This is a genomic window from Enterovibrio sp. QJM3NY_24 (assembly GCF_057786035.1).
Map to the genome: position 1 here is coordinate 312,626 of NZ_CM173519.1, position 16,398 is coordinate 329,023.

The 16,398-nt window shown below is 48.9% G+C and carries 15 protein-coding genes; 7 read left to right on the plus strand and 8 right to left on the minus strand.

Annotated elements, in window-relative coordinates; all coding sequences use genetic code 11:
• Positions 1-218: 218 nt before the first annotated feature.
• From AC3CIC_RS01455 to AC3CIC_RS01465, 3 genes are read right to left on the minus strand one after another with little or no spacing between them, the layout of a single operon-like run.
• On the minus strand, positions 219-1,001 hold the full coding sequence (locus AC3CIC_RS01455) for a quinoprotein dehydrogenase-associated SoxYZ-like carrier (RefSeq protein ID WP_488515172.1): 783 nt from the start codon (positions 999-1,001) through the stop codon (positions 219-221).
• 15 nt (positions 1,002-1,016) lie between these two features.
• On the minus strand, positions 1,017-1,934 hold the full coding sequence (locus tag AC3CIC_RS01460; RefSeq protein WP_488515173.1) for a quinoprotein relay system zinc metallohydrolase 2: 918 nt from the start codon (positions 1,932-1,934) through the stop codon (positions 1,017-1,019).
• Positions 1,931-2,491, minus strand: a complete 561-nt coding sequence (locus AC3CIC_RS01465) for a rhodanese-like domain-containing protein (protein ID WP_488515174.1) — start codon at positions 2,489-2,491, stop codon at positions 1,931-1,933. Before AC3CIC_RS01465 ends, AC3CIC_RS01460 begins: the two co-directional genes overlap by 4 nt.
• A gap of 148 nt (positions 2,492-2,639) precedes the next feature.
• Here AC3CIC_RS01465 and AC3CIC_RS01470 point away from each other — a divergent pair, with 148 nt between their 5' ends.
• Positions 2,640-3,587 carry a LysR family transcriptional regulator gene (locus AC3CIC_RS01470; protein ID WP_488515175.1) on the plus strand — a complete coding sequence of 316 codons (948 nt, stop codon included), beginning with the start codon at positions 2,640-2,642 and terminating at the stop codon, positions 3,585-3,587.
• A 122-nt stretch (positions 3,588-3,709) separates the two neighbouring features.
• Here AC3CIC_RS01470 and bamJ read toward each other — a convergent pair whose 3' ends face one another.
• Positions 3,710-4,330, minus strand: coding sequence for a BamJ family beta-barrel-assembly machinery protein (gene bamJ, locus AC3CIC_RS01475; protein WP_016959052.1), 621 nt, complete (start codon positions 4,328-4,330; stop codon positions 3,710-3,712).
• A 327-nt stretch (positions 4,331-4,657) separates the two neighbouring features.
• Here bamJ and AC3CIC_RS01480 point away from each other — a divergent pair, with 327 nt between their 5' ends.
• Positions 4,658-5,305 carry a LysM-like peptidoglycan-binding domain-containing protein gene (locus AC3CIC_RS01480; protein WP_488515861.1) on the plus strand — a complete coding sequence of 216 codons (648 nt, stop codon included), beginning with the start codon at positions 4,658-4,660 and terminating at the stop codon, positions 5,303-5,305.
• Positions 5,306-5,373: 68 nt separating this feature from the next.
• Here AC3CIC_RS01480 and AC3CIC_RS01485 read toward each other — a convergent pair whose 3' ends face one another.
• Both AC3CIC_RS01485 and cpdB read right to left on the minus strand, forming a co-directional pair.
• Positions 5,374-5,838 (minus strand): GNAT family N-acetyltransferase, encoded by a 465-nt coding sequence (locus tag AC3CIC_RS01485; RefSeq protein ID WP_017005241.1) that lies wholly within the window; start codon positions 5,836-5,838, stop codon positions 5,374-5,376.
• Between the two features lie 176 nt (positions 5,839-6,014).
• Positions 6,015-7,967, minus strand: coding sequence for a 2',3'-cyclic-nucleotide 2'-phosphodiesterase (gene cpdB / locus AC3CIC_RS01490; RefSeq protein ID WP_488515176.1), 1,953 nt, complete (start codon positions 7,965-7,967; stop codon positions 6,015-6,017).
• 289 nt (positions 7,968-8,256) lie between these two features.
• Here cpdB and cysG point away from each other — a divergent pair, with 289 nt between their 5' ends.
• From cysG to cysC, 5 genes are read left to right on the plus strand one after another with little or no spacing between them, the layout of a single operon-like run.
• A complete protein-coding gene (gene cysG, locus AC3CIC_RS01495) occupies positions 8,257-9,678 on the plus strand; it encodes a siroheme synthase CysG (RefSeq protein WP_488515177.1) in 1,422 nt (473 codons plus the stop codon).
• Between the two features lie 14 nt (positions 9,679-9,692).
• Positions 9,693-10,601: a sulfate adenylyltransferase subunit CysD gene (cysD, locus tag AC3CIC_RS01500; RefSeq protein WP_016959047.1), complete on the plus strand. Its 909-nt coding sequence runs from the start codon at positions 9,693-9,695 to the stop codon at positions 10,599-10,601.
• Positions 10,602-10,611: 10 nt separating this feature from the next.
• Positions 10,612-12,045 carry a sulfate adenylyltransferase subunit CysN gene (gene cysN / locus AC3CIC_RS01505; protein WP_017006125.1) on the plus strand — a complete coding sequence of 478 codons (1,434 nt, stop codon included), beginning with the start codon at positions 10,612-10,614 and terminating at the stop codon, positions 12,043-12,045.
• Between the two features lie 6 nt (positions 12,046-12,051).
• Positions 12,052-13,779, plus strand: a complete 1,728-nt coding sequence (locus AC3CIC_RS01510; RefSeq protein WP_488515178.1) for an SLC13 family permease — start codon at positions 12,052-12,054, stop codon at positions 13,777-13,779.
• 17 nt (positions 13,780-13,796) lie between these two features.
• Positions 13,797-14,417 (plus strand): adenylyl-sulfate kinase, encoded by a 621-nt coding sequence (gene cysC / locus AC3CIC_RS01515; RefSeq protein ID WP_371732899.1) that lies wholly within the window; start codon positions 13,797-13,799, stop codon positions 14,415-14,417.
• A 30-nt stretch (positions 14,418-14,447) separates the two neighbouring features.
• On the opposite strand, the gene AC3CIC_RS01520 is transcribed toward cysC, so the two are convergent.
• Both AC3CIC_RS01520 and AC3CIC_RS01525 read right to left on the minus strand, forming a co-directional pair.
• A complete protein-coding gene (locus AC3CIC_RS01520) occupies positions 14,448-15,365 on the minus strand; it encodes a TIGR03899 family protein (RefSeq protein ID WP_488515179.1) in 918 nt (305 codons plus the stop codon).
• Between the two features lie 293 nt (positions 15,366-15,658).
• Positions 15,659-16,213, minus strand: coding sequence for a YtfJ family protein (locus AC3CIC_RS01525; protein WP_488515180.1), 555 nt, complete (start codon positions 16,211-16,213; stop codon positions 15,659-15,661).
• Positions 16,214-16,398 lie beyond the last annotated feature (185 nt).

The window sequence follows — 16,398 nt, forward strand, 5'->3', positions numbered from 1 at the left end:
GTGAGGAGCAAAGGAGCACAACACTTTTGTTGCAAGGCAACAATGTGCATTAAGCGGAGTGGGTTCCTTAATGCATTGATAATAATGTGATTGATGGCGGTGTTAACGAAAGGATTTATTCAGATCAACTCAGAAAGAGCCAGATGTCATTACTGTCTTTTCAGTAAGATACGACATCTGGATAACCTTGTTTTTTGTTGGGATTTTTCGGATTAATATCAAATGTCCCATTCGCTGGAAAATTCTCGTCCGGCTGAATCTTTCACATCCGCTTTGAGCTTTCCGCGCTTTTCTGCATCGACATGAAACGTGAAGGTAGGGTTCTCGCTGATAGAGATCCCACCGTTAAATTGCATCACAGGTTCACCTTCAAGCGTGATTTGTACATCACTCACATAATCAGATGGGATCCAATGGCGCGTGACCTGATCGATTTGCAGGCCACTGTAGTTAGGATGACTGATCAGCAATTGCAGCATGCGCGTGTCAGTGTTACCAAGATCTTTGAGCTTCATTTTTCCCATTCTCTGTCGCGCGAGTAGATCATCGGCACCTGCTGGGGCAGAGCAACCACCTGAAGCTTTGACAAAGTTACTCGCCATGTGCAGCTTGCCATCCGCTGTTTTTGCGATGACTCGTACTGGACTGTAAGCGTTGACGCGCACACGGGTTGAGATATTGGCGATACCGTTGTTTGGGCTCATATCAAAGGTGCCGACAATGGGGGAGGGGTTGTTGTCGACAATAAGGTGAATGGTTTCTATGGGATTGGGGTCGTCTTGACGCACATTCACTTTTATTTCTAGCGGCACCAGCGCAGCATCGAGCGCACGGACTGGCGAGATAAGTGTGACAACATCATCTTCAATAATCTCTGGCGAACCAGGAAAGAGGCTGTCGCGGATCAGCGGCCAATTCATGCTTTCTTGTTCACTTTGTGCGAAAGAAAGCATGGGGAGAAGCGCCAGCACGGCGGATAGCAATAGAGCGATCTTTTTCATTTCGATTTCCTCACATCATTCCCACTCCAGCTCTTTGTAAGCCTGAATCACATTGCGTGAATGAAACTGTTCAAACAGTTTCCAATCCTTGGCATGCGATGTCATCACCGTAAGGCTGGCAGTGTTGATATCAATAGGTTGATTGATGGCGGCACGAACTTCTTGTGCCAGCGAGAAGAGATAGTGCGTCTGTTTTGCAAACGCATTTTTGCCAACTTGAATAGACCCGTGGCCGGGGATCACTCGCTGATACGGCAGTGCCTCCAAGGTGGCGATCACGTTGAGCCAACCTGTAAGGCTGCCATCTAACGTGGGGACGTGGTCGATAAACAGTAGGTCGCCTGTAATGAGTGTACCTGTGGCTGGGTCAAACACGCTCAAATCATGGCGAGTGTGCGCACGTTCATGGGCCGTGAGCACTAATATGCGATTGCCTAATTCTATCTCCACCTGCGATTCGATAAGACGGGTAGCGGCGATGGGTTTCGTTCCTTCAAACCATGGCGAGGTAAGGCGTTGCAGGTAATACCCTGTTTTGGCGCTAAAATCGCCCGGATAGCGCGTATGAGCAATGAATTCTGGCTTCTCAGCGACAAATGCCTGATTACCGAAGTTATGGTCTGGATGGACATGGGTATTGATAACGTAACGAATGGGCAGCGGTGTGATATCGCGAATGGCTTGGTAGATAGCTTCGCCCGCACGACGACTGCCTCCTGTGTCGATCACGGCCACCGATTCATCGCCCATAACGACGGTGATATTGGCGACTGGGCCAGAATCTGTGGTGAATAGGTCGTCAATTTTCCCTTGATGGTAAAACACGCCGGGTGCGACTTCTTGTAGAGAGACAGTCTGAGCCAGTGGTGACAAGGCCATGAAAATGGATAGCCAGATGCTCGGTAACAGTAGGCGTGTTTGGAGGCTTTTCATGGGCGGATCGGCGTGTGTGTTTCGAGTGTAAACCCCGCCTCCTTCCAACCCGTCACGCCTGCGCGATACCAAACTACGTCTTGCGCACCTAATTCAAGGGCGCGCTTGGCTGCATTCCAAGAATGCCAGCAGTTGGGCTCACAAAATATCACGACAGCTTGGTCACTCGGCAGATTCTGCTTTAGCAGATTGATTAGCGAATCCGGCATGATGCCGTGCCCCACATTGGCGAGCCAAAGCGCATTGGGCAGTGTTTCTCGCCTTGGTTCAATCCATAGGGTGGTTTTGAGCAAATTATCGGGTTTGTTTGGCGCAGGGTAAACGTCAATCAAGAGGGGATCATGAAGGGTCATAAATTGTTTGAGCGCTTGGGGCGTTTCAATCACGGTGGCGCCAATGAGCGAGTATGGAACCGATGCCCGATAATTCTCGGTACGATAGTTATCTGGCTCTGACACTGGCACCTTGCTTGTTTCTGCATTGACACTTAATGCGCAAAAACAAAGCAAAATCGCAGACTTAACACACTTTTGCATTCCTTTGATCTGGCTGTTCATACTACTTTCTTCCGATAACTCTCCTACCTTAGTAGGAGATGGGCGGAGAGCTATCCATTATGGAGTAACATTAGGATAACAATCAGACCGTCAAAGGGCGGGTTTTATTGTTGCAGCAATCAATAAACTTCTTTTCAGTGGAGCAAAGATGAACCGTTGGAGTGGTGTTGAAGAATTTGTTGAAGTTGTTAACAGTGGCAGTTTTACCGCCGCCGCACGAAAGTTAGGTGTTTCAACCTCTCATGTCAGTCGACGTATTGACGCGTTAGAGAGTCGGTTGAGTACACGATTGCTTTATCGTACAACCAGACAGATCACGCTGACCGAGGTCGGCAAAACCTATTTTGAGCATTGTAATGACCTTATCGAAGCATTCGGTGAGGCGGAAGCGCTCGTCACGCAAATGCAAACTGAGCCCGTCGGCACGTTAAAAATTACGTCACCTTCGGTGTTTGGTGAGAAATATATCGCGCCTCTGACCAATGACTTTATCAAGGTTTACCCTAAGCTGAGTGTCGAGTTTCACTTCACCAATGACGTGATCGATATGGTGCATGATGGGTACGATTTGGCGATACGAACCGGTGATCTTAAAGACAGCACCTTGATGGCGAAGAAACTCGCGCCACGTAAACTGCATGTCTGTGCGTCACCTGCGTATATCAAGGAGTTTGGTCTTCCGAACGATCTTGAGGAATTGCATCAGCACAATTGCTTGGTCGGGTTGGCTGATTCATGGGCGTTTCAAGACAATGGCGTCATGATCCAATTCAAACCCAAAGGGCGCTGGCACGGTAACAGTGGAAGTGCGGTGTTAGATGCCACCCTGCGCGGATTGGGGTTGGCACAATTGCCGGATTATTACGTGAATCAGAAGCTTCGTTCCGGTGAGTTGGTGGAAATATTGGTGGAATATCGGGCGCCAGACTCGGCGGTATGGGCGGTGTATCCGTTCAATCGAAATTTGTCAGCCAAAGTACGCTTGTTTGTGGATTTCTTGTCTGATCACTTTTCCACACATCTGCCTTGGGCTGATGAAGCGGTCGATGACAGTGGCGATGATCATAACGATGATGAGCGGCAGGCGGCGAATTAGCTTCCGTACGAGAGAAGGTTGTTCATGGATTCAGTGTTAATCATCACATGACCAAATGACATAGCGGAAACAAAAAAGCCAGCGAGAGAATCGCTGGCTTTTGCATGACTGGAGCCCTGAAATTACAGGATGTCCAGCAGCTCTACTTCGAATACTAGTGCTGCGAATGGTGGGATAGCAGCGCCAGCGCCGCGCTCACCGTAAGCAAGATCTTGTGGGATAGACAGTTTCCACTTAGAGCCAACAGGCATCATTTGCAGTGCTTCAACCCAACCTTGGATTACGCCAGTGACTGGGAACTCAGCAGGTTGACCGCGCTCTACAGAGCTGTCAAACACAGTGCCGTCAGTCAGCATACCGTGGTAGTGAACACGTACTTGCTTGTCGCTGGTAGGGATTTCGCCGTTACCTTCAACCAGAACTTCAAACTGAAGACCTGAATCAGTCACAGTCACTTCGTCACGCTTTGCATTTTCAGCAAGGAATGCTTCGCCGTCAGCGGCTGCTGCTTTTGCTGCTTCTTGACGGATTGCGTCTGCTTTCGTGTGCAGTTCACGCAGTGCGTTGTTGATTTCGTCAACTTCGATTGCTGGCATGTCGCCTGCTAGTGCCGTTGCGATACCTTTTGCGATTGCGTCAACGTTCAGACCTTCTAGACCGCTACCAGCCAGTTGCTGACCCATTTGAAGGCCAATGCCATAGCTTGCTTTTTGTTCTACGGTCTCTAGTTTTACTTCAGACATGTCGTCTCTCTTTGTTTGTGGGTTTACACCCAAACCACGGGCGAAATGTTACATCCTCACCGCGTTTAGGTTTAAAGTGGGAAAGGATAACAGGTGCAGGTAGCTCGGGACAAATCGTGTTACTTGAATCTGGACGAAAAATGCCGGACAGTACGATTGTCAGCCAAACTGATGTGTTTGTTCAAACATAAGAGTTTGTGTCAATTCAGCTTTATTCTGCGAATTCAACGCGGTGACGCTGACATTTTTCTGATATTACGCGTCTACTATGCGTTACCGTATTCTTTGCATACTTGATGAGACCCGATGAAGAAATTGGGAGAGGTGATGACCTTGAAAGGAAAGCGCGAGAAGGGAAAAGCTTCTGCCACGCCGCCTCTGGGCGAGGTGTTGAAACAAGCGCAAGAGAAACTAAAAGGGTTACTGGCCCCCGCCATTGCCCGAGTGATGCCTTATTGGCAAGCATTACCAAAGCCACATCGTATCGGCGTGTCAGCGCTTGCGGTGCTTTTGGTGTTACTGCTGTTGTGGCCATCGAGTGAACCGTCACCATTAACTGAGCCCACAGAGGGTCAAAGGGTGGCTGTGCCATTGAACATTGATGCCAACCAAGCATCAGAAAGCAATCCTGCATCTGCCAATGATTCAGCATCAGAAGATACGGGTTTTGATCGCACGTCTGCCCCTGTGGTCGCGCCGCAAACCATTGACACGGATTGGGTGAACTATGAAGTGTCCCGTGGTGATACGCTGTCGAATATCTTCCGTACGCAAAATGTGCCGCTAAAAGATTTGTATGCGATCTCGGCTATTGAAGGCGCGGACAAACCGCTAAGCCGCATTCAGCCGGGTCAGCTATTGCGCTTTAAACGCAATACACAGGGCGATCTGGATATTATCCAGATCGAGAGCGCTGGCAATCAGTCAGTGATCTTTTTCAGGTTGTCAGATGGCAGCTTTGCGCGACGCAAATAGCGAGAAGCTAGAACAACATCGCCAATAGCAAAGATTGACTCGACATTACCTAGCGACGGCTGCATGAATCATGCAGCCGTTTTTGCGTCTGCTTTTCGCATATCAATGTGTGGAATACCATCTTCTAGGTATTGCTCTGAGATCTCTTTAAAGCCATGTCGACGGTAAAACTCACGCAGATGATACTGCGCGCCGATGGTGATCGGTGCTTGTGGCCATGTGTTGTGCGCTTCAAGAATCGCGTAGTGCACTAACGCATTGCCGCAGCCATTGCCACGCTCCGTATTGGCGGTGACCACGCGACCAATGCTGATCTCCGGGTAAGTGAGGCCAGCGGGCAGAATACGGGCGTATGCCGTCATCTTGTCATCGCGATAGCCCAACACGTGGCGTGTGTCGGGGTGAAGGTCGTGCCCATCCAGTTCAGGGTAAGGGCAGTTTTGCTCAACCACGAACACGTCGGTGCGCAGGCGGAGCAGGTCATAAAGTTGCCTTGTAGACAACTGACCAAAGGTCAAGGTTATCCATTGCATGGGTTGTTCCTAATAGTTATAAAATTCTTGGTTTTTCTCGGGCATATATTTGTTTGTAGTTCAGATAACGTCTTTCTACTCGCCAAGATAATAAAAAACCGCGACCAAGGCCGCGGTTTTTTTGTATCAAAGATGGTCTTTTTCAATAATTAAACATGCCGTTAACAGGCTGTTAATTATTTCTTTAAATCAATACGGTACTGCGCGAAGCCCACATCGTCAGTGCCAATCTTTTCCATAGGATATTGGCCTTTCGCGCCAATGAACTCAGCGGCTTTGTCACTGGGTGACGTTTCAAACACCACATTGAGATCGATGTCGGTGGCAATTGGGGCAAATGACCAGTTGTTATCCGCCGTTGGTGTCACCTCGCCTTTCTCTTTGGTAACGCTGCTGATGTAATTTGCAACGACGGTGCGGTTTTCATCGGGCGATGCAAACGCAATGAAATCATTACCTGTGCCTGGGAACTTGCCCAAGTACGCGCGGTAGTTGTTGGTCGCAATCAAAAATGGCTGCGCCATATCAACCGGTTTACCGTTGAAGGTCAGGTTCTGAATGCGCTGTGAGCCTGGGTTGATCAGGTTGCAATCACCGTCATACCGCGCCGCTTGAGTCACGTCAATTTGGTAATTTACGCCGTCGATGACATCAAAGTTGTAGGTGCGGAAGCCGTCCCAATCAATCAGTGATTGCTGTGCGCTTGAAGCCGGGTCGATGTGCTTGAATTGACCCGCGCTGCATTCCAGCCATTCTTTCACTTCATTGCCCGTCACCTTGAGGGTGACGAGGGTGTTTGGATACAAGTAAAGGTCTGCAGCATTACGGAAAGTCAGTTCGCCAGATTCCACTTCGGTGAAGTTAGACGGATCGTTTTTACGACCACCTGCTTTAAATGGTGCGGCGGCAGACAAAACGGGAATGCCATCCAGATCCGGATCCCCTTGAATGAAGCGCTCGACGTAATCTTTCTGCGCCAGATTAACGATCTGCACGGTCGGGTCGTCTTGCACCAGCGACAGGAAGCTGTACATCACGTCATTGGCTTTACCGATAGGCTGATTAACAAACTCACGGGTAGCATGATGATCATGCTCAAGCGCTTTTAGCATCGCAGGATCGGCATCGGCAAGAGACTCACCATCAAAGATCGGGCGTGATTCGCTCTGAATAGGCGTTACGACCCAATCATCATCTTGTTTGTCGAGTTGCAGATCCATGATGCCGACATGGCTACCCCAGCGGCCGGGCATGACTGCCGCAACGCCTTTGATGGTGCCTTTTTCGTTATCGACGCCTTTGATATTCTCAAAGCCTTTGCCCGGGAACACGGCGTGAGAGTGGCCAAAGGCAATGGCATCGATGCCTTCCACGTCGGCAAGGTAGTAGACCGAGTTTTCCGCCATGGCCTTATATTCGTCTTGCGACAAACCAGAGTGCGGAATAGCGACAATCACGTCTGCGCCTTTGGCTTTCATCTCAGGTACGCGTTTTTCTGCGGTGGCTTTGATGTCTTTGGCAATCACTTTGCCTTCGAGATTTTTCTTGTCCCACACCAAGATTTGCGGCGGCACAAAACCGATATAACCCACCTTCACCAGATGGGTTTTGCCATCGGTGTCAGTCATGGTGTGTTCTTTAATGATGTAAGGTGCGATGAGTGGTTCGCCGGTGTTTGCATCAAACACATTCGCCGATACATAAGGGAACGCAGCGCCATCTAAGCTGCGTGCAAGAAAATCGAGGCCATAGTTAAATTCATGATTACCTAAGTTACCTGCGTCGTAATCCAACAGGTTCATGGCTTTGTAAACAGGATGAACATCGCCGTCTTTCAGGCCTTTCGCCGCCATGTAATCGCCCATTGGGCTGCCTTGAATAAGGTCTCCGTTATCAACCAGCACGCTGTTGGTCGCTTCACCTTGCGCTGCTTTAACTAAGGTTGCGGTGCGTACTAAGCCAATTTTTTCGCTGGGTTTGTCTTTGTAATAGTCGTAATCCATCACATTGGTGTGGATGTCGGTGGTTTCTATGATGCGCAGTTTGATGGTTTCTGCCATTGCTGGGCTTGCCATGGCGAGCATGCCAGTAAGGACGGCGATGGACAGAGGTCGGGCTGTGAGTGTCATAAATGTCTCCGAAACTTCAGGACTAAAAGTGGATGTATTTTGCATACTAGAATCATGAAAAGGTTACATTTCATTGTGTAGTGTGATCTTTAGCGCGATAAATGTGACGGGATGCATAGCAAGCGGAGTCTGATGTCGTGCTGCGATGAGAGAGCGGTTCGATATGACGTTTTGGCTATGTATGTAAAAATGAAATAGCCAAAAAGTTATAAAAAATGAAATTTTAGAATTTCAAGTAATATCAGTAACTCTCTATAGTGGCAGTCATTAGATAGAAAGGACTCACACTATGGATTATTTGCCGATTTTTGCGAAGCTTGAAAACCGCCCTTGTTTAGTTGTGGGTGGTGGTGAAGTGGCTTGGCGCAAAACACGTATGCTGATGAAAGCAGGCGCTGCGGTGACTGTTGTTGCGCCACATGCTGACGCAGAGATTGTTGAAGCGGCTGAGCGTGGCGAATTGGTGTGGGTCAAAGAAGCGTTTACACCTCAGCATCTCAAGGCCGTTGTTCTGGTTATCGCGGCGACAGATAACCCACTCGTGAATGAGCTGGTTTCACAAGCCGCCAATGCGCGCCATATTTTGGCAAACGTGGTGGATGACACCCCAAAATGCAGCTTTATCGTTCCCTCTATTGTTGATCGCAGCCCGATTGTGATTGCGATTTCCTCTGGCGGTAAATCCCCTGTGCTGGCGCGTTTACTGCGCGAGAAACTCGAAACCCTTGTTCCTTCTCACATTGGTCGCATGGCTAAACTGGCTGGCGAATTTCGTGACACCTTGAAGAAAAAAGTGACCACGCTGAACGGACGAAGAAAGTTCTGGGAGACGGCGTTTGATGGTCGTTTTAGTTCACTGGTTGCAGCGGGCGATGAAGAGGGCGCAAAAGCTGAACTTGAAAAGCTCACCACGGGCGTGTCACTGCAAGGTGAAGTGTCATTGATTGGTGCTGGCCCAGGCGACCCGGGCTTGCTGACCCTACGCGCGCTGCAATTGATGCAGCAAGCGGATGTGGTTTTGTATGACTACTTGGTGTCGGATGAAATTATGGAGCTGTGCCGACGCGATGCAGAGCTGATTTGTGTGGGTAAGCGCGCCTCTTATCACAGCGTGTCACAAGAAGAGACCAATGCCTTGCTGGTTAAGCATGCGCAAGAAGGTCGACGTGTGGTGCGTTTGAAAGGCGGTGACCCGTTTATGTTTGGTCGTGGCGGTGAAGAGCTGCAAGTGCTGCAAGAATCTGGCGTGCCGTTTCAGGTCGTGCCAGGAATTACCGCTGCCGCAGGCGCAACGGCGTATGCCGGCATTCCGCTGACGCATCGCGATCACGCGCAAACCGCGATGTTTGTGACGGGTCATCTCAAAAAAGAAGATGACAGTTTCCGCTGGGCAACGCTTGCTCGTGGTCGTCAAACCTTGGTCATTTATATGGGCCTGATGAAAAGCGCGCATATTCAAGAACAACTAATTCAACATGGGCGTGACCCGCAAACGCCGGTAGCCATCATAGAAAATGGCACCCGCATCAATCAGAAAATCTACAAAGGCACATTGAGCGAATTGGAGTCACTGGCTGAAGGTGTGGGCTCGCCTGCACTTATCGTGGTCGGTGAAGTGGTTCAACTCGCCGATCAATTGAGCTGGTTTGGAAAGCAATCCTTCAATACAGAGGGTGATATTCACGCACCTTCCGTGGTTAATTTAGGCTAAGGAAATATCAAAGAATGGAAGCCAAGACCCTTACCCACCTCAAGCAACTTGAGGCAGAAAGTATCCATATCATTCGTGAAGTGGCGGCAGAATTCGACAATCCCGTGATGATGTATTCCATCGGGAAAGACAGTTCCGTCATGCTCCACCTCGCACGTAAAGCTTTTTATCCGGGCAAGATCCCGTTTCCACTGCTTCACGTCGACACGGATTGGAAATTCAGAGAAATGATTGAATTTCGTGACAGTGCGGCGGAAAAGTATGGCTTTGAGCTGCTGGTGCACAAGAATCCAGAAGGTATTGCAATGGGCTGTAGCCCATTCGTTCATGGCTCTTCTAAGCACACTGACATCATGAAAACGCAAGGCTTGAAGCAAGCGCTGGACAAATATGGCTTTGATGCGGCATTTGGCGGCGCACGTCGTGATGAAGAGAAAAGCCGCGCTAAGGAACGTGTTTATAGCTTCCGTGATAAACACCACCGCTGGGATCCAAAAAATCAGCGTCCTGAGCTTTGGCACACTTATAACGGTCAGGTTAACAAAGGCGAAAGCATCCGTGTTTTCCCGCTGTCGAACTGGACTGAGCTGGATATCTGGCAATACATCTACCTCGAAGGCATCGATATTGTGCCGTTGTACCTGTCAGAAATTCGCCCTGTGGTTGACCGCGACGGCATGCTGATCATGGTTGACGACGATCGCATGGAACTGCGTGAAGGCGAGAAAGTGGAATACAAGAGTGTACGTTTTAGAACACTCGGTTGTTACCCACTGACGGGTGCGGTTGAATCAACGGCAGACACCTTGACAGGCATCATTGAAGAAATGCTGGTGGCGACATCGAGTGAGCGTCAAGGACGCGCCATTGACCATGACCAATCTGGTTCAATGGAAATGAAGAAACGTCAGGGATATTTCTAAGGGATTTAGCATGAACAGCTTAATTGAACAACAAGTGGCCGAGTTAGGTATCGAGGCCTATCTGGATCAGCACCAGAATAAATCGATGCTGCGTTTTCTGACCTGTGGTTCTGTGGATGATGGTAAAAGCACCCTCATCGGTCGCTTACTGCATGACTCTCATCAGATTTATGAAGATCAGCTAGCCGCGATTCACACCGATAGCCAAAAGGTCGGTACAACGGGTGAAAAGCCGGATTTGGCACTATTGGTTGATGGTTTGCAAGCCGAGCGCGAGCAAGGGATCACGATCGACGTTGCGTATCGTTACTTTTCGACGCGCCCACGTAAATTCATTATTGCTGATACGCCAGGACATGAGCAGTACACCCGCAATATGGCGACAGGCGCGTCGACGTGTGATGTGGCCGTGATCTTGATTGATGCGCGTAAAGGCGTATTGGATCAGACGCGTCGTCATTCATTCATTGCAAGCCAGCTTGGTATTCGCCACTTTGTGGTTGCGGTGAACAAGATGGACTTGGTTGGCTTTGAAGAATCTCGTTATGAAGAAATCAAAGCGCAGTATCTGGATTTTGCCAAGAAGTTGAACCGTCAGATTGATATCCAACTGGTACCACTATCGGCACTGGAAGGCGACAACGTGGTTGAACGCAGTGTGCATACACCTTGGTATCAAGGTGAAACGCTGCTGACGATGCTAGAAACCGTTGATGTAAACAGCGATAAAGACAAGGGTGCATTCCGCTTCCCTGTTCAGTACGTGAACCGTCCGAATCTCGACTTCCGTGGTTTCTCTGGCACCATTTCAAGCGGTGTTGTACGTCCTGGCGATGAAGTGAAAGTGTTGCCATCAGGCAAAACGTCAACGGTTGAACGCATCGTCACGTTTGATGGTGATCTCGAGTTTGCACATGCTGGGCAAGCGGTGACGTTGACACTGACCGATGAGATTGATTGCAGTCGCGGTGATTTGATTGTCCCTGTCGCGGAGCAGCACAAAGCGACCAGCAAGCTGGCAGCAAGCATTGTGTGGATGGATGAATCTCCACTAGAGATTGGTCGTCAATACGATATCAAAGTCGCTGGCAAAAAAACGGTTGGCGCTGTGAGCAAAATTCGCCATCAAGTTGACATTAACTCGCTCGATACATTTGATGCAGACAGCCTGCCATTGAACGGCATTGCTGAGTGTGAAGTGGAATTAACCGAGTCTGTGTCATTGGATCTTTATCAAGACTGCGCTGATACCGGTGGCTTCATCGTGATTGACCGCCTGACTAATGTGACGGTTGGTGCAGGGATGATCAGCGAGCTTCTGGAAGACACAGCAACACAAACCCAAGCGACAGATATTTCTGCGTTTGAAGTGGAACTCAACGCACTGGTTCGCAAGCACTTCCCACATTGGAATGCACGTGACATCAGTAAGTTACTTGGGTAATCCATTATGAACTGGGATCAGTCTCTGGTGATGGCTCTGCTGCTGGCAGTGGTTGCAGGCTTGGTACTGTCCAAGATCAAGCCGGCCATTTTGTTTGCAGCGGTGGCATTCATCGCGTTTCAATCTGGACTGATTTCTGTCGAGGCACTGGCAGGGAACTTCACCAACAGTTCCTTGCTAACCCTTGTGATGTTGATTCTGGCGTCTGCAGCGTTAGAAAAAACCCGATTGGTGAGCTGGGTCAGTGGTCAGTTATCAACGGGTCGGTTAGGTACCGTGGTGGCCAAGCTTGGACTATCCACCGCGATTCTTAGCTCCTTTACTAACAATACTGCGGTGGTGGTTTCTTTGATTGGTGCGGTAAAACGCAACCGTCGTCATGCCCCATCGCGTTTGTTGATCCCGCTTTCTTATGCGGCGATCTTGGGGGGAACGCTGACGCTGATCGGCACCTCGACTAACCTCATCATTAACAGCTTCGTCGAAAACGCGGGCTTGCCTTCACTGAGTTTCTTTGCGCCATCAATGATAGGCCTTGCCGTATTGGCTGGCGGCTTGTTGGTGTTGATCCCTTTCTGTTATCTGCTGCCGAATCACGACGATCAAAGCGACGACGATCTGCCTTATGTATTAGAAGCCGTTGTCACCAAAGGCTCACCACTTGTTGGCAAAACCGTGGTCGAAAACGATTTACGCGCATTACGTAGACTGTTTCTGGCAGAAATCGTGCGGGATGGTGAATTGATTGCGCCTGTTTGCCCGGATACTAAATTACGTGAAGGTGACAAATTACAATTTTGTGGGGATGTGGAAAGCGTAGCAACCTTGCAAGAAATTGAAGGTCTGGCGCTGTTTGGTCAGCATCATATTAACGGTCAGAACTTACTCGAACTGGTGGTGAGCCATAGCGCGTCAATTCTAGGTAAATCACTCAAAGAAGCTAAATTTCGTGAAAATTTTGATGCGGTAGTGGTCGCTATTCGTCGTGGACATGAAAAGCTCGAAGGTGGCTTAGGTAACATCGCTTTGCAGGCCGGTGACACCTTGGTCATTGTGCCAGGCAAAGGTTTTGCTAAGGCACAGCAGCGAATGCAACGTGAGTTTGTGCTGGTCAATGGGCTAGATTCAAGCGCACGTTTGGATTCGGCCATGAGTGCGTGGGTACTCGCTGGTTTTGCCTCTGTGATTGGCGCGGCATTGATGGATTGGATTCCGCTGCTTAACGGATTAGCAGCGTACCTGACCGTTCTGTTGCTGACGGGAGTGGTTAATTTGGTGGAATTGAAGCGCCGCTTCCCCGCCGAAATTGTTGTGATTGTCGGCAGTGCGTTGAGTTTGGCGCAATTGATGATCACTTCAGGACTCTCCGCGCAAATGGGTGAGCTTTTTATCTTTTGGTTTAATGGTTGGGGGGTGTATGGGGCATTGATTGCTACCTACCTGCTTACCTTGATATTGACCGAATTAGTGACCAACAATGCCGCCGCAGCACTGGCATTTCCGATAGGATATAGCCTCGCTCTCGGATATGGAGTAGATCCGATGCCATTTATTATGGCAGTCTTGTTCGGTGCGAGTGCGAGCTTCATCTCGCCCTATGGTTACCAAACCAATTTACTGGTCTACAGTGTGGGTAACTACCAGTTGACGGATTACTTGCGCATCGGATTACCGTTGTCGCTGGTGTATTCGGCATTGGTGCTGGGACTGATACCGGTGTTTTTTCCATTTTAATTAACAAGGATAGAGTTATGAGTGCTTTGGACTCGAAGCATACGGATGAAAACGTCGTGTGGCATAGCCATGCTATTGATAAGAATTTCCGTGCCGAGCAGAAAAAGCAACGTCCGGCATTGCTTTGGTTTACTGGCCTGTCAGGTTCGGGTAAATCAACAGTGGCAGGTGCGCTGGAAAACAAGCTTGCTCAATTGGGGTATCACACCTATTTGCTTGATGGCGATAACGTGCGCCATGGGCTTTGCCGTGATTTGGGCTTTTCGGATCATGATCGTCGCGAAAACATTCGCCGTGTTGGTGAAGTAGCAAAGCTGATGACCGATGCTGGCCTTATCGTTTTGTCAGCGTTTATTTCGCCGTTTCGTGAAGAGCGCGATCTGGTTCGAGAGCTGCTGCCAAAAGGCGATTTTTTAGAAGTGTTTGTTGATACGCCGCTCGACGTATGTGAATCACGCGATCCGAAAGGGCTTTATAAGAAAGCACGAGCGGGGGAAATTAAAGCATTCACCGGTATTAGCTCAGCCTATGAAGCGCCAGAGCAGCCAGAAATTCATTTGCATACCGATCAACACACGATCGATGCGATTGTTGCGCAGTGCCTGAGTGTATTGCGAGAGCAAGGTGTGATCGCCTGATCACACTTGCTCAGTGCTTTTGTCGCGCAGTTACGCTTTTTCGTTGACCGTTGATCCCACGTCACTGTTGATAGAAAACGCGCGCGACAGAAGTGCAATTAACGCATCCAAATACTCTGGGTGCGACTTTTGCCCTACCAGTTTTGCCAATTCATTGCCCGTTGGGCTGAAACGATAATAGTAAATGCGCGCGCCTTTGCGAAGTGGCGTTAGCATAAACGTTTGTCCTTGTCCGCTCAGAGGAAGGGAAGAGGCGGGATCGAGCAGACCTGATTCCAATTCGGTTCTCAAAATGAGTCCCAGATCCATCAAAAGCATCAAATCGGTAAAGGGCAGTTTGAAGCTTCCCAGTGCCAATCTCTCCGCAAGGTCCGGTTTAAAATACCGACGCATACCATTTTCTGGTTGGCGAAACCCCGTGATCAGCTTGTTTGAACCGTCGCTTCCAAAGGTGCAGGCGAGCGAACATGCTCGCTGCAATGCTTGTGCCTCTCGCTGCGTGATGGTTTCTAATAACGCCAGCGCTTTCAGAGAGGTACTGCCGGGTTTGAGGATCTCTTGTTTTAGAATTCGTGCCCATAGATTCTGCATACTTTCGCCGTAAATGGTTTTCGCCATTTCGAAAAAGCGATACAGCCAATCGGGGTCTGGAGAGCGAGAGGTTTCATCTCGGCACAGATCGTGCGTGATCTTAATGATCTCCTCTAGGTTGGCTTGCTGCTGCTGTTTTATTTGTAATTGTCGATATCCAGCGCGAGTGGTCAGGCTGTCGTGCTCAATGTCGTGCAGCTTTGCATCAATATGGTGAGCCGTTGCAATGGCAGACAACTTTTGTTGACTAGACTTAACGTGATTCTCTTGGCCGCTCTGGGTGCTGCCTGCGTGTTTCTTGTTGCTGTCATCTACGATGACGGCTTCAATCACCACTGTTTTCTTTGGTTCAGCCATATTTTCATCCGCCTGCATGCAATAAATGAATGTTTTAGCAATGGTTTAGCAAGACAGGCAACTAATCAACTATGTTAAAATTAATTTAAATTTGTTAACATTTAATCAAATGCCGAACAAACAAGGAGGAGTCATCGCAGTGAAAAAGTTCAAAGTGAATTCTGTGAATATCCTGCTTGTCGTTTTTTACATTGCTACCTTGCTATATCTGTCTCAGTTTATCGGCTAATTGATCGAAAACATTAAAAAAACCCGCCATTGGCGGGTTTTTTTGGTTCAAGCAGTGATCAAGATCACTGCATTAGCTTGTTGACTAAATCAATGACTTGCGTGATTTCTGCGTGACTTAGTGCGCCTTCTTTTACAAAGCGAACCTCGCCTTGTGGGTCAATCACCATGATGGCTGAGCTTTCATCTTTAAGGTGCCAAGCCTTTGCGACCGCGCCGTTTTTGTCCAAGACAATGGATGACCAACTGAACTCTTGCTTACTGTCTTCTGCGGATGATTTAACGAAACCGCCCGTGCCCCAAATAGCATCATCTTGATTGATGATGGTGGTGGTTTGGTATTGATCATTTGGAAAATCAGCCGCTTTGATCGCTTCTACCAAAGGTGCATTCATTTCTTTGGCGCTACTGCGTCCCGCGATAGCTTGAATAATACGAACCTTGCCAGTGAGATCGGTGCTGTTCCAGGTTTGATAACCAACCGTGTCGCCATTCAGCGTGAGTTCGCCATGTTTTTCGACAGTGGCGGAGGGTACAGGTTGGCCATTAGAAATGATGTGTGCCGAAGCGAAACCTGAAATGAGAGCGGTTGCTAAGGCTAGTGTTTTAATACAACGCATAGAGGTGATGTCCCCATTTATTAGTGTGTGATAGTACGAAACAACCACTGAAGTCCTTCATCTTTAGGGTGTTTCGGTATTTGACTATAGCCGATACAGGGTGACCGCCCGTATCAATAACAGATCCAACCACTCAAAATCAGAAAAATCCTTGGCACCAATTTGAATCATTTCTGAATCATTGT